The 12,946-nt window shown below is 48.4% G+C and carries 14 protein-coding genes; 11 read left to right on the forward strand and 3 right to left on the reverse strand.

Annotated elements, in window-relative coordinates; all coding sequences use genetic code 11:
• Window positions 1-205 precede the first annotated feature (205 nt).
• Window positions 206-871: an ABC transporter ATP-binding protein gene (locus tag ACS5NO_RS24105; RefSeq protein WP_138990873.1), complete on the reverse strand. Its 666-nt coding sequence runs from the start codon at window positions 869-871 to the stop codon at window positions 206-208.
• Between the two features lie 165 nt (window positions 872-1,036).
• On the opposite strand from ACS5NO_RS24105, the gene sucC reads away from it, so the two are divergent.
• Window positions 1,037-2,260, forward strand: coding sequence for an ADP-forming succinate--CoA ligase subunit beta (gene sucC / locus ACS5NO_RS24110; protein ID WP_138990874.1), 1,224 nt, complete (start codon window positions 1,037-1,039; stop codon window positions 2,258-2,260).
• A 109-nt stretch (window positions 2,261-2,369) separates the two neighbouring features.
• Here the strand turns inward: sucC and ACS5NO_RS24115 are convergent, their stop codons facing one another.
• On the reverse strand, window positions 2,370-3,188 hold the full coding sequence (locus tag ACS5NO_RS24115) for a M48 family metallopeptidase (protein ID WP_439417504.1): 819 nt from the start codon (window positions 3,186-3,188) through the stop codon (window positions 2,370-2,372).
• Window positions 3,189-3,337: 149 nt separating this feature from the next.
• On the opposite strand from ACS5NO_RS24115, the gene ACS5NO_RS24120 reads away from it, so the two are divergent.
• The 10 genes from ACS5NO_RS24120 to ACS5NO_RS24165 all read left to right on the forward strand — a co-directional run bounded on the left by ACS5NO_RS24120 (window position 3,338) and on the right by ACS5NO_RS24165 (window position 11,615).
• The gene (locus tag ACS5NO_RS24120; protein ID WP_439417505.1) at window positions 3,338-3,949 is read left to right on the forward strand and encodes a fumarylacetoacetate hydrolase family protein; all 612 of its coding nucleotides are present in this window, start codon (window positions 3,338-3,340) and stop codon (window positions 3,947-3,949) included.
• A 50-nt stretch (window positions 3,950-3,999) separates the two neighbouring features.
• A complete protein-coding gene (locus ACS5NO_RS24125; protein WP_439417506.1) occupies window positions 4,000-5,964 on the forward strand; it encodes a M23 family metallopeptidase in 1,965 nt (654 codons plus the stop codon).
• A gap of 66 nt (window positions 5,965-6,030) precedes the next feature.
• Window positions 6,031-6,480 carry a thioredoxin-dependent thiol peroxidase gene (gene bcp / locus ACS5NO_RS24130; protein WP_114405797.1) on the forward strand — a complete coding sequence of 150 codons (450 nt, stop codon included), beginning with the start codon at window positions 6,031-6,033 and terminating at the stop codon, window positions 6,478-6,480.
• 73 nt (window positions 6,481-6,553) lie between these two features.
• Window positions 6,554-7,411, forward strand: a complete 858-nt coding sequence (locus ACS5NO_RS24135; protein WP_114405798.1) for a transketolase — start codon at window positions 6,554-6,556, stop codon at window positions 7,409-7,411.
• 2 nt (window positions 7,412-7,413) lie between these two features.
• The gene (locus ACS5NO_RS24140; RefSeq protein ID WP_439417507.1) at window positions 7,414-8,514 is read left to right on the forward strand and encodes an AAA family ATPase; all 1,101 of its coding nucleotides are present in this window, start codon (window positions 7,414-7,416) and stop codon (window positions 8,512-8,514) included.
• On the forward strand, window positions 8,511-9,071 hold the full coding sequence (locus ACS5NO_RS24145; protein ID WP_439417508.1) for a DUF4276 family protein: 561 nt from the start codon (window positions 8,511-8,513) through the stop codon (window positions 9,069-9,071). The genes ACS5NO_RS24140 and ACS5NO_RS24145 overlap by 4 nt, the downstream gene beginning before the upstream one ends.
• Entirely contained in the window at window positions 9,068-10,027 is a 960-nt protein-coding gene (locus tag ACS5NO_RS24150; RefSeq protein WP_114405801.1) for a transketolase family protein, read from the forward strand. Before ACS5NO_RS24145 ends, ACS5NO_RS24150 begins: the two co-directional genes overlap by 4 nt.
• A gap of 93 nt (window positions 10,028-10,120) precedes the next feature.
• Window positions 10,121-10,681, forward strand: coding sequence for an RNA polymerase sigma factor (locus tag ACS5NO_RS24155; protein WP_114405802.1), 561 nt, complete (start codon window positions 10,121-10,123; stop codon window positions 10,679-10,681).
• A gap of 44 nt (window positions 10,682-10,725) precedes the next feature.
• The gene (locus tag ACS5NO_RS24160; protein WP_114405803.1) at window positions 10,726-11,169 is read left to right on the forward strand and encodes a hypothetical protein; all 444 of its coding nucleotides are present in this window, start codon (window positions 10,726-10,728) and stop codon (window positions 11,167-11,169) included.
• 32 nt (window positions 11,170-11,201) lie between these two features.
• Window positions 11,202-11,615 carry a hypothetical protein gene (locus ACS5NO_RS24165; RefSeq protein WP_114406023.1) on the forward strand — a complete coding sequence of 138 codons (414 nt, stop codon included), beginning with the start codon at window positions 11,202-11,204 and terminating at the stop codon, window positions 11,613-11,615.
• 83 nt (window positions 11,616-11,698) lie between these two features.
• On the opposite strand, the gene ACS5NO_RS24170 is transcribed toward ACS5NO_RS24165, so the two are convergent.
• Window positions 11,699-12,943: an adenylate/guanylate cyclase domain-containing protein gene (locus tag ACS5NO_RS24170; protein WP_439417509.1), complete on the reverse strand. Its 1,245-nt coding sequence runs from the start codon at window positions 12,941-12,943 to the stop codon at window positions 11,699-11,701.
• Window positions 12,944-12,946: the final 3 nt, after the last annotated feature.

Here is a 12,946-nt window from a genome sequence, read left to right on the forward strand (position 1 = left end):
CCTCATGGCTTTCTGATTTACTCAACGTTATGAAAAACTTTTCTTTTCGATGCAAATATATACTATTAGTTATAATATAAAATCCAAAAAGGTTAAAAAAATTTTACATGATCAATTTCTCCCTTATTACACCCTCACAATCAACCTATTAAACTGTTCACGAAAACCGACAAATCGCGGTAAAAATAAGTACTAATACTCATTATTATTCAGCCAATATAGACCCGTCGCGTATTGTAAGCTTCCGGTCAGCCATGTTGGCCAACAAATCGTTATGCGTTACAATCACGAATGTCTGTCCCAACTCATCCCGCAGCCGAAAAAAGAGCTTGTGCAGTTCTTCGGCATTGTGCGAATCGAGGTTGCCACTGGGTTCGTCGGCAAAAATAATGGCGGGGGTATTGATTAGCGCCCGGGCTACAGCCGTCCGTTGTTGCTCCCCTCCTGATAATTGAGACGGTAAATGGTGCTTCCGGTCACTCACTCCCAGAATATTTAATAATTCTTCGGCTCGCTCCCTCACCTTTTTGTCCTCATGCCCAGCAATATAGCCGGGCAAACAGACATTTTCCAGGGCCGAAAATTCGGCCAGCAGGTTGTGAAACTGGAACACAAAACCAATCCGTTCATTCCGAAACCGGGCCATTTCTTTTTCATTCAGGCTAAAAACATTTTTTTCAGCCAGCGTTACCTGGCCGGAGTCGGGCCGGTCGAGCGTACCCAGAATGTGGAGAAGCGTACTTTTGCCGGCTCCGGAAGCGCCGACAATCGAGACAATCTCGCCGGCTTGAATACTCAAATTAATTCCTTTCAAAACGGGCAAATCGCCGTGGGAACGAGTCAGGTCAACAGCTTTCAGAAGCGGTTCCATAAGAGAATGATTGATGTCAGATTTACCGTTTCTGGTGTAGTGCAACGAAGTTCATATCACATGTAAATTGAAACTCACGACCCGAAACTCAGAACTATAACAGATTAATTTGTTAAGTTTACCGCGAAAATAGCTTTTTTTTCACCATTCCTTGTTTCGCTCAATATGAACATTCACGAGTACCAGGGTAAAGAGATATTAAAAAACTACGGTGTCCGTGTTCAGGAAGGGATCGTAGCCGAATCACCCGAAAAAGCCGTTGAAGCCGCCAAGCTGATCATGGCGCAAACCGGTTCCAAGTTTGTTGTAATTAAATCTCAGATCCATGCCGGCGGTCGCGGGAAAGGCAAAATCCGGGGTTCGGAACAACGCGGAGTTCAGTTGGCCAAATCCGTCGACGATGTTCGGGATATTTCGAAGAATCTGATCGGTAACGTCCTGATTACGCACCAAACCGGCCCTGAAGGCAAAAAAGTAAACAAAGTGCTGGTTGCACAGGATGTTTACTACCCGGGCGCTTCTGAACCGAAAGAATATTACATCGGTATTTTGCTGGACCGGGCAAAGGCCTGCAATGTCATCATGGCCAGCACCGAAGGCGGGATGGACATTGAGGAAGTTGCGGAACACACGCCCGAAAAAATCTTCAAGGAGTGGGTTGATCCGGCCATCGGTTTGCAACCTTTCCAGATCCGGAACATTGCTTTCGCGCTGGGTTTGCAGGGTGAAGCCTTCAAGGAAATGGTGAAATTCATCGGGTCGCTCTACAAAGCGTACACGGAAACGGATTCGTCCATGTTTGAAATCAACCCGGTTTTGAAAACGTCTGACAACAAAATTCTGGCCGTTGATGCGAAAGTCAATCTGGATGACAATGCACTGTATCGTCACCCCGATCTGATCCACCTTCGCGACATCACAGAAGAAGATCCGCTGGAAGTCGAAGCCACGGCCAATGACTTGAACTACGTCAAACTGGATGGAAACGTAGGCTGTATGGTCAACGGTGCCGGTCTGGCAATGGCGACCATGGACATCATCAAACTGTCAGGTGGTGAACCGGCCAACTTCCTGGACGTGGGGGGAGGGGCCAATGCCAAGACGGTGGAAGCCGGTTTCCGGATCATCCTGAAAGACCCGAACGTCAAAGCAATTCTGATCAACATCTTCGGCGGTATCGTTCGTTGCGACCGGGTTGCCACGGGAGTTGTAGAAGCCTACAAAGCCATCGGCGACATTAAAGTGCCGATCATCGTTCGTTTGCAAGGTACGAATGCGGAAGAAGGCGCGCGGATCATCGACGAATCCGGCCTGAAAGTGTTCTCAGCCGTTCAGTTGAAAGATGCAGCGGCACGGGTGAAGCAGGTACTGGAAGATATGGGTGAGTAAATAAGTTTCGCGGAGTTGAGCGGAGAAAAAAAAGAGTTAAGCGAAGAAGAATAAATTTCTCTGCTTAACTCTTTTTTTTTCTCCGCTCAACTCCGCGAAAAAAACCTCTTTATCTTTTGTAATACTTCATCGCGTCGGGCATTTGTTTTTCCAGATCACGAATCCGGCGCTCGTCAGATGGGTGGGTAGACAGGAATTCAGGCGGTTTTTGACCCGATCCGGCTTTCGCCATCCGACCCCAGAAATTGACGGCTTCCTGCGGATTGTAGCCCGCCATCGCCATAAAAATCAGCCCCAGTTTGTCGGCTTCGGATTCCTGCGCACGGCTGTGGGGCAGCGCACGGCCTACCTGATACGCAATCGGTAAGCCCGCTCCAACGGCCTGCAACAACAGCGCGTTGGTTTGGCTCCGCTGGTTCTGCGAAAGCGAGCCCAGCACCAACTGTCCACCCTGCATCAGACCATTCGCCAGCAAGCCTTCACTCATACGTTCGTTCCCGTGTTCGGCAATGGCGTGTGATACTTCATGGCCCATCACAGCGGCAACACCGGCTTCATTCTGGGTAAATTTCAGGATACCGGTGTAGAAGGCCACCTTCCCGCCCGGCATACACCAGGCATTCACCTGCGGACTTTCAATGAGGTTAAATTCCCACTGGAAGCCCTGAAGGCGGTCGCTGAGGTTGTTGGCGGCCATATACGACTCAACGGATTTTTGAATCCGGCTACCTACCCGTTTGATCATATCTTCCTGCCCACCGGAACGAACCACTCTACTGGTATCCAGCACTTCTTTATAGTTTGTAAAACTCAGCGGCAACATCTGCGCATTGGGAATTAATACCAGTTGATTCCGGCCCGTAAGCGGAACTTTCTGACAGGCAATGACGAGGCCAAGCAGTAACATGGCCATTATCGCTCTTTTCATGGTTGAAATATGATAGTGTTTATATTGAGACGTCAAAACTACCTATTAGAGACTGTTGAGGGCCTCACTTTGTTCATTTTTTTTGATAAGCTTGCGGTTGAGCCGTCTTTCCTGTTTAGATTTGTGCCAGCAGAAAAAGTTTAAAGCGCATGAAAATCATTGCCGTCGGGCGGAATTACGCCGAACACATCAAGGAGCTCAACAACGAACAACCCGAAGATCCGGTTATTTTCACCAAACCCGAGACGGCTATTCTGCGCCCCGGTGACCCGTTTTTTTATCCCGATTTTTCCACCGACGTTCACTACGAAGTGGAGATTCTGGTTCGGATTAGCCGGACGGGAAAAAACATCGAGCAGAAGTTTGCACACCGGTATTACGATGAAATCGGAATCGGGGTCGATTTCACAGCGCGCGATCTGCAATCGAAACTGAAAGCCAAAGGTTTACCCTGGGATTTGGCCAAAGGCTTCAACGGTTCGGCGCCCATGTCGACGTTTGTACCCAAAACGGATTTCCCGGATTTGCACAACCTGAATTTTCGGCTCGACGTCAACGGCGAAACCCGGCAGGCGGGCAATACGTCGATGATGTTGTTCCAGATTGATTACCTGATTTCCTTCGTTTCAACTTACTTCATGTTACTCCAGGGCGACATCCTTTTCACCGGAACCCCGAAAGGCGTTGGCCCCGTACACATCGGCGACAAACTGACGGCTTATATCGAAGACCGGAAAATGCTAGAATTTGATGTCAAATAGTGAATCGCCAAGGCCGAGGGATTATGGTAGAAATAGTGAGAAGTAAGCTGGTGCAATGGTTCCTTTCCGTCATTTTTCTGTTTGTTTACGCAGCAGGTTGGAGTCAAATTCGAGATAAACACATTCTGAAGGCCGTTCAACCCGGTTATTTTCTGTTTCCCATCATGCCCGGTGAAGCCAATTCGCTTTCGGGTGGTTTAGGCGATCTTCGCCCTAATCACTTTCATGCCGGCATCGACATCCGGACGGCCCAACGCGAAGGCCTGGAGGTGTATGCAGCCGCCGATGGTTACATCTCGCGGATTGCGGTTTTTACCGGCGGGTACGGCCACGTCATCTTTATCAAACACCCCAACGGCCTGACCACGGTTTATGGGCATTTGAAAACCTTAAACGATACGCTCGCTCAGTTTCTGCGGGCCGGGCAATACAAAAAGCAGTCGTTTGAGATCGATCTGCGCCCGGAACCGAACCAGTTTCCGGTGAAAAAAGGTGAAATCATTGCCTTATCGGGGAATACCGGCGGCTCCGGCGGGCCGCACTTACACTTTGAAATCCGTGACGACAAAAACAACCTGCTAAACCCCTTGCTGTTTGGTTTTCAGGAAATTGAAGACGAACTACCGCCTTTTTTTGAACGGATTGCGCTCCAGCCTTTAACCCCGTCGTCCCGCGTGAACGGACAAGCGGGTCGGCTAGCCCTCACTCCCATCCGTCGACCCAACGGCGATTGGGTGTTGACGCAACCGATTTCGGCGTCCGGTCTGCTGGGCCTGGAAGTGCTGGCGCACGACCGCACGTCGGGCTCACCCTTCAAAAACGGATTGACCTGCATTGAAATTCAGTTGGATAACCGGGAAGTATTCGCCTACAACATGAATAACTTCCCGAACGAGGAAACCCGGCTGATCAACCTGCATATGAACTACGGTATCGAGCAGTTGACGGGCCAGCGTTTTCACCGCTGTTACATCGCGGATGGCAATACGCTGGATTTGTACCGGTTTGATCAGACACGCGGCAAATTACCGCTATTTGACGGTCAACCTCATGAAGTAACCATAACGTTATACGACTGCACCCAGCATACAACCACACTCCGGTTTACGGTCAATCCCGAAGCCGAAAATTCGGCCATTGGCAAACTGACCCCGAGCAAATTACCCACCGCGCTGTTCAGTTCGGTGGAAGAAAATACCCTGATCATTCGGGCGCGGAATTTTCCAACGGCGACGGCTCCGACGGCTCAGGTATACCTGAGCGGTGCCACGCTGGAACTCCCCTCGCAGTATGTCCGGGCCAATGAAGCGTACTACGTCATTGATTTACAGAAACATCTGCCGGATTCTGTTCAGATTGGCAAAACCGTACTGCCCCTGAATTTTAAAAAACGGATTCTTCCAGGACAAGCCAGTACTTACACGGATTCGGCAATTACCGTTACCTTCCCGTCCGAAAGTTTGTACGACACCCTTCATCTGGCGGTTTCGCATGGCGGTAACCGGGTGTCGATCAACCAGGGAACGATTCCGTTGAAGGATTTTTTCGAGGTCAGTTTTCTGCCGACCGAACCGCTGGAAAATTCCGGAAAAACCCACATGTATCTCGTGAACGGGAACCGCAAGTCGTACGTCGGCGGTTTCTGGAAAGACAACCGGTTCATTTTCAAGGCCCGCCAGTTTGGTACCTTTCAATTGTTGACGGATCTAAAACCCCCGGTCGTAAAGATTTTACGCAAAGATTACAACGCGATTGTCGCCACGGTCAAGGACGATTTATCGGGGCTGGACACCATCCGGGCGTTGGTAAACGGCGAATGGATTCTGATGCAATACGACTATAAACGAGCGTTGATCTGGTCCGACAAGTTCGACCCGACCAAGCCGTTTGAAGGCACGCTGGTGCTGGAAGTGACGGACCGGGCGGGCAATCTGACGACTGTAACGGCCCAACTTCCACCGGCCCCCCGACCAATGGTGGTGGATTCAGCGGCTGTGTTGGAGAAGGAAAATTAGGGTTTGGCAGACAATGTGCATTTTTTGCCGTTACTTGCCAATCCGAAGACTGTAAACCTAAAAACTATGGCTCTCCAAATCGGCGACGCGGCACCCGACTTCGAAACCCGCGATCAGAATGGCAACCCCGTCCGTCTGTCGGATTTCCGGGGCAAAAAAGTCGTTCTGTATTTTTATCCCAAAGACGACACGCCCGGTTGTACGGCGGAAGCCTGCAACCTCCGCGACAATTACCATTACCTGTTGAAAGCCGGTTATGAAGTGCTTGGTGTGAGTGTCGATGATGAAAAGTCGCACCAGAAGTTTATCAAAAAGCACAACCTGCCGTTTGCACTGCTGGCCGATACCGATCAAAAACTGGTGACGGCTTATGACGTCTGGCACGAAAAATCGATGTATGGCCGCAAATTCATGGGCATCGTCCGGACTACTTTCGTGATCGACGAAAACGGGATGATTTCGGACATCATTACCAAAGTCGATAACGAGAATCACACCGAGCAGATTTTAAAATAGAAGTGAGACTATAGACAAGAGAGTAGAGACTTTCACTGTCTTTATTCTCTTGTCTCAACTCTTTTACCTGAACATGGAAATCGAACAATTACAACACATTGCCACGCAGGTCCGGCGCGATATTGTCCGGATGGTACACGCTGTCAATTCCGGTCACCCGGGTGGTTCGCTGGGCTGCACCGATCTTTTGGTCGCCCTGTATTTCGACGTCATGCGCCTGAAACGCGACGAGCAGGGCGCGGCAATTTTTGACATGAATGCCACCGACGAAGACGTTTTTTTCCTGTCGAATGGCCACATCTCCCCGGTTTTTTACAGCGTTCTGGCGCGGTCGGGTTACTTCCCGGTTTCGGAACTGGCCACGTTCCGCAAGCTGGACAGCCGCTTGCAGGGACACCCGGCCACGGCGGAGCACCTGCCTGGCATTCGGATCGCGTCCGGTTCACTGGGTCAGGGTTTGTCGGTGGCCTGCGGGGCGGCTTTTGCCAAACGGCTGAACGGCGACGACAAACACGTGTATGTGCTGATGGGCGATGGGGAGCAGCAGGAAGGCCAGGTTTGGGAAGCCGCTACGTTTGCGCCCCACCACAAACTCGGCAACCTGACGGCCATCATCGACTTCAATGGACAGCAAATCGACGGGCCGACCAAGCTGGTGATGGACAACCGGGATCTGGGTGCCAAATACCGGGCTTTCGGCTGGAACGTCACTGAGATGAACGGCAATGACATGAGCGACATCATCAAAACCCTAAAAGAGTCGAAGACGGATGCTGAAGTGCCGACCCTGATTCTGATGAAAACCGAAATGGGCTACGGTGTCGATTTCATGATGGGAAGCCACAAATGGCACGGTGTTGCGCCCAACGACGCGCAACTGGCCACCGCCCTGAACCAACTCGTCATCACGGCAGGATCAGCCGATTATTGAGCATGAAGATCAAACGCCTGGTCATCGAAAATTTCAAATCCATCGAACGGATTGAGCTCATCGAGCCCAATCCGTTCACGGTATTCGTCGGCCCTAATGGGTCGGGGAAATCGAATATTTTTGAGGCTTTGGAGTATGTGAATTTATCTTCCAAAAGTTTAAGTAATGAGGTTGATGAGTTATTTGGAGGGGATAACGTCTTTTTAAATCGTAATTTAAGAAAAGATAAAAGACAAATAGAATTTACATGTCAGTTCGAATCGTTTGAAAGTATTTTTAGAAAAACATATAACAAAGAAACTACATCCTTTATTTCCAATGAGGGATTTAGTAAGTTAGTTATACCTACTGAAAAAGTTTTTAGCGTTAACAATACACGCGAGAAAGATATACTAATCAGATCAAAAAATTTTCACTATCAATCTGAATATAACAATAACTCTTTGAATAGAGAGGAAATTGTAACATTTGATTATATACAATTTTTTGATAAATTCTCAAGAGTTTTTATCTCAAATAGTAGATATGAAAAGCAAATTAGAGATAGTAGTTTAAGACTTTCATTATCAGCCAACAATTTAGAGAAAGTCCTTCGACGGCTTCTAAACGATCCAATCATTAATGAAGAGTTTCAAAATTGGTTATCATTATTTATACCAAGTTTCGCAAAAGTAGAAGTACACACTGATGAATTAACTGGAAGTGACAATTTATTGTTTTACGAAGGAAGTTCTACAAAACCTTTTACAAAATCTTTAATTTCAGATGGCACATACAACATTCTTTGTCTACTTACTGCTATCTATCAAAGCTATGAGCCTCAATTTCTTTGTATTGAAGAACCAGAGAACGGTTTGCATCCTCAAGTCTTGATGACTTTGGTTGATTTAATTCGTCAACAATGCAAAGAAAAAGGTCATTATATCTGGCTCAATACGCATTCTGAATCACTAGTGCGTATGTTGACTGCGAAGGAGATAATTCTGGTCGATAAGCGAGGTGGAGCTACTCAAATCAAACAGGTTGATGATCGAAATTTATATGACATTCCAACTGATGAAGCCTGGTTAACCGGTGCCTTGGGAGGAGGCTTGCCCTGGTGAGAATCGGTATCATTGTCGAAGGTTTTTCTGAGCGAATCGTCTTGAAATCGCCAGCTTTTACTGATCTTTTACAACGCAACAGCTTGGAACTAGTCAGTGATGTTGTAAACCTCAAGGGCAAAGGCAATCTTAACACGCAACGTATGCAAAGCCAAGTTCAATTGCTTCGTGATTTGGGAGCTGAAACGATTCTTGTTTTGCGTGATTTAGATGACATGCCTTGCATCACATCGGCCAAGCAGGAAGTTTACCAAGCAGCCGATGTAAAAATTTGTATAGCGGTGAAGGAATTGGAAGCTTGGTTCTTAGCGGATTCGAAAACGCTGTCAAACGTATTTCGTACCAATTTTTATTTCGACAAACCCGAAGAAGAAGCAAATCCTTCTTATACGCTTTCACAGTTAAGCTTGAATTATACGAACCGGGGGGCGAGCGACAAAAAATTGTTTGCAATGACGATGAACCGAAATGGCTTCTCCATCGAAAATGCCGCCAACCACCCCCATTGCCCGAGTGCGAATTACTTTTTAACTAAATTGCAATCGCTTAGACCATGAAGAAATACACCTATACCGAAAAAAAAGACACCCGCTCCGGTTTTGGTGCGGGCATCCTTGAACTGGGCCGCACCAATCCGAACGTCGTCGCCCTGACCGCCGATCTGGCCGGGTCGCTCAAACTGGAAGGTTTTATCAAGGAATTTCCGGAACGCTACGTACAGTGCGGAATTTCGGAGGCCAACATGATCGGCGTTTCGGCGGGGTTGACCATTGGCGGAAAGATTCCGTTTGCTACGACTTTCGCCAACTTTGCCACCGGTCGGGTGTATGACCAGATTCGGCAGTCGGTTTGTTATTCGAACAAAAACGTCAAAATCTGTGCTTCCCACGCTGGTTTGACGCTGGGCGAAGACGGCGCAACGCACCAGATACTGGAAGATATCGGCATGATGAAAATGTTGCCGAACATGACGGTTATCAACCCCTGCGACTTCAACCAGACCAAAGCCGCCACCATCGCCATTGCCGAGCACGAAGGCCCGGTTTACCTGCGGTTTGGCCGCCCGGTGGTGCCGATTTTCACCCCTGCCGATCAGAAATTCGAAATCGGGAAAGCCATTGTGCTGAATGAGGGACCGGATGTTTCCATTTTTGCGACGGGTCACCTGGTTTGGGAAGCCATCAAAGCCGGTGAAATGCTGGCCGAACAAGGAATTGAAGCCGACATTATCAATATTCACACCATAAAACCGTTTGATGAAGAGGCCGTTCTGGCTTCCGTTCGCAAAACCCGGTGTGCGGTTTCGGCCGAAGAACACCAGTTGAACGGCGGTTTGGGCGACAGTGTCGCGCAGACTTTGTCCCGCAACTATCCCGTTCCGCTCGAAATGATTGGCGTACACGACAGTTTCGGAGAAAGTGGCACGCCCGACCAGTTGATGCAGAAATACGGCCTGACCGCCGGGAAAATTGTTGAAGCCGCCAAACGAGCCATAGAAAGAAGAGTCGTTTAAAGTTTAAAGTTTAAGTTTAAAGATGAACCGGAAAGCGATTCCGATTTACACTTTGAACCTTAAACCTTTGAACCTTAAACTTTAAACCAGCGTATGACTGACGAGGAACTCCTGCAAAAATACCGCGATCCGCAAAGCCGGAATTATGCCTTTAACCTGATGGTGCGCCAGTATCAGCAGAAAATTTACTGGCATATCCGGAAGATGGTGATCGACCACGATGATGCGGATGATCTGGTGCAGGAGACGTTTATCAAAGTCTGGAATTCGTTGGAGAACTTCCGGGGCGATTCGCAGTTGTATACCTGGATTTACCGGATTGCGACGAACGAATGTTTGAATTTTTTGAATAAAAAACGCCGTCGATTTTTCCTGCCCATTGGCGATGTAGAAGGCGAATTGATGGAGAAGCTGGAAAGCAATTCGGACTATGTGACCTCCGGCAATGACCCGTCTGGCGAAGAAATTCAGATGAAGTTACAAAAAGCGTTGCTAAAATTACCTGACAAACAACGCCTTGTCTTCAACATGAAGTATTTCGATGATATGAAATATGAAGAAATTTCCGAAATTACGGGAACGTCGGTGGGTGCCCTGAAAGCATCGTATCACCTGGCGGTTAAAAAAATTGAAGATTATCTGAATACCAATTAAACCCGATACAGGCTTGCTTGTCAAACCGTTGTGCCTTTAAGACAATGGAACCGAAAAAACCAATACGACTTGACGAATTAGACCGGCAGAATCCGCTGCGGCAACTGCCGTTTACGACGCCGGACGGCTACTTCGATACGCTCCCGACCCGGATACAGGCCGAAACCGCCCGCCGGTCACACCGTTTCACGATCAGTTGGTCGTGGCAGCGCTCCCTGTCTACGCTGGCCGGGGCCGGTTTTGTGGCGGCTTTGGTATGGTTTACGTACCCGGAAAAGCAGGATTCGCTGGAACCCGAACTGTTGAGCAAAGTGAGCACCGAATCAGTGGTAGATTATTTGCAGGATCAGGATATCTATCTGGAAGATTATTCAGACCTGATCAAAACCCATGATATGCCCAATGATTCGACGCTGATTCATGAATTGCACGTTTCGCCGGAATCCATCCAACAACTGATTGAAGAAGACGGAACTGCAGCCATTTGATTATGATCGATCGTTTATTTTTAACCATTCCTATGAAATCGTTCACCCGCTTACTGATTTTGTTCTTTGGCTTGCTGCTGACTTTACCGGCTGCCGCACAAAATCAGGATCGTCAGAAAATAGAAAGTGCTAAAATCGGGCTGATTACCAACCGCTTGAATTTAACTACGGAGCAGGCTCCCCAATTCTGGCCCATCTACAACGAATACAGCGACCGGCGGAGGGATATTTCCCGGCAACTGCGCAAATCGAGCAAGCCCGGTGGCAACGAAGCGATCAGCGAGTTGAACGAATCCGTCGAACTCAAACAGAAGCTGGTTGATCTGGAAAAAGAATACAACGCCAAATTTTTGCGCGTGATTACGGCTCAACAGCTTCAGGAGCTTCACAATACCGAGCGGATGTTCAATAAAATGCTGATCGACCGGGTCAGTAACCCCAATTAATATTTGTTGTGCCTTGCACGACGCACTCTTTGCTATACTACAACTACGACAAGCCCGACCAGATTGGCCGGGCGTTGTGTTTTCTAGTCGACAAAATACATGTCGATCCTTCCCTTGTTTTTCGCATCGATTTTGCCCCGGTGCTGACACTGAAAATGATCTTTGATGTGTTCGTAGGTCGTGCCCGACACATTTACTTTCCCTACCTCGCCGTGCTGCTCCATGCGGGCGGCCGTGTTGACGGTATCCCCCCATATGTCGTAGGCGAATTTTTTAAGCCCGACAATCCCGGCCACGACGGAGCCGGAATGAATCCCGATCCGAAAATCGAAAAAGGGTAGATTGGTGGCCTCCCGTTCGGTTCGGGTCTGTTCCATAAAGGCGCGAATTTCCAGCGCGGCTTTTACCACTTCCCGCGCATTGTCGGCGTAAGGCACCGGCAAACCGCCAGCGCACAGGTACGCATCGCCAATGGTTTTGATTTTCTCGATGCGGTATTTGCTGATGATGTTGTCGAACGACCGAAAGTAAAAGTCAATCTGATTCACCAGGGCTTCGGGTGTCATGTCTTCACCATGTGCCGTAAAATTCTGAATATCAATAAACAACACCGTTACTAAATCAAAAAAGTGCGGAGTCGACTTGCCATTTTGCATAATCTCCTCGGCTATTTCGGACGGCAGGATATTCAGCAACAACTCGTCGGATCGCTTTTTTTCCGCTTCAATCTGCTGGTTTTTTGCCTGAAGCTGGTTCAATGCAGTATTCTTTCCATTCTCGAAAACCAGCACAATGATGAAGCAAATGATGATCAATCCAATCAGACTGCTGGCATTGAAACTCAACTCCCAGGACGTATCGTAGTACATCTCCATCACGGTCCCATTAGCGGCCAGTATCCACAAAGTAAGAGAAAACAGACAGTTGTAAATCAGGCAAATAACCGCATTTCGTTGCCCGGCAACCAGTAGAATCACCATCGGGGAAGAAATGAGCCACGGATGCGCTGGTGAATACGCTCCTCCGCTGAAGAGAATAATGCTGTGAACCGTGATGGCACCCACGATGCTATAGCCATTGGCCACCCACTGAAAAGGCCGGGTCCGCAGTTGGTACAGCAAAACGAAATACAAAATGCCGAACACAAACATGCCGATGACGCCCGGTATAAACGAAAACCGGATGGAATCCAGGGAGTAATAAAAGGCAAAGACTCCGGTAATGAAACAGGTGTAAGCCAGCAGTTTATACCGACGTAAGGTGATTTCGTCGGAAAAGGCTTCGGGAGGAATAAATCCGTAGATGTAGTCCTGGAGTCGCTTCATCATGGC

Source organism: Larkinella fluvii (genome assembly GCF_051857545.1).
GTDB lineage: Bacteria > Bacteroidota > Bacteroidia > Cytophagales > Spirosomataceae > Larkinella.

Coding starts and splice junctions, on each gene's coding strand:
- ACS5NO_RS24105 (WP_138990873.1), bottom strand. CDS start 871: ATGGAACCGCTTCTGAAAGCTGTTGACCTGACTCGTTCCCACGGCGAT.
- sucC (WP_138990874.1), top strand. CDS start 1,037: ATGAACATTCACGAGTACCAGGGTAAAGAGATATTAAAAAACTACGGT.
- ACS5NO_RS24115 (WP_439417504.1), bottom strand. CDS start 3,188: ATGAAAAGAGCGATAATGGCCATGTTACTGCTTGGCCTCGTCATTGCC.
- ACS5NO_RS24120 (WP_439417505.1), top strand. CDS start 3,338: ATGAAAATCATTGCCGTCGGGCGGAATTACGCCGAACACATCAAGGAG.
- bcp (WP_114405797.1), top strand. CDS start 6,031: ATGGCTCTCCAAATCGGCGACGCGGCACCCGACTTCGAAACCCGCGAT.
- ACS5NO_RS24135 (WP_114405798.1), top strand. CDS start 6,554: ATGGAAATCGAACAATTACAACACATTGCCACGCAGGTCCGGCGCGAT.
- ACS5NO_RS24140 (WP_439417507.1), top strand. CDS start 7,414: ATGAAGATCAAACGCCTGGTCATCGAAAATTTCAAATCCATCGAACGG.
- ACS5NO_RS24150 (WP_114405801.1), top strand. CDS start 9,068: ATGAAGAAATACACCTATACCGAAAAAAAAGACACCCGCTCCGGTTTT.
- ACS5NO_RS24155 (WP_114405802.1), top strand. CDS start 10,121: ATGACTGACGAGGAACTCCTGCAAAAATACCGCGATCCGCAAAGCCGG.
- ACS5NO_RS24160 (WP_114405803.1), top strand. CDS start 10,726: ATGGAACCGAAAAAACCAATACGACTTGACGAATTAGACCGGCAGAAT.
- ACS5NO_RS24165 (WP_114406023.1), top strand. CDS start 11,202: ATGAAATCGTTCACCCGCTTACTGATTTTGTTCTTTGGCTTGCTGCTG.
- ACS5NO_RS24170 (WP_439417509.1), bottom strand. CDS start 12,943: ATGATGAAGCGACTCCAGGACTACATCTACGGATTTATTCCTCCCGAA.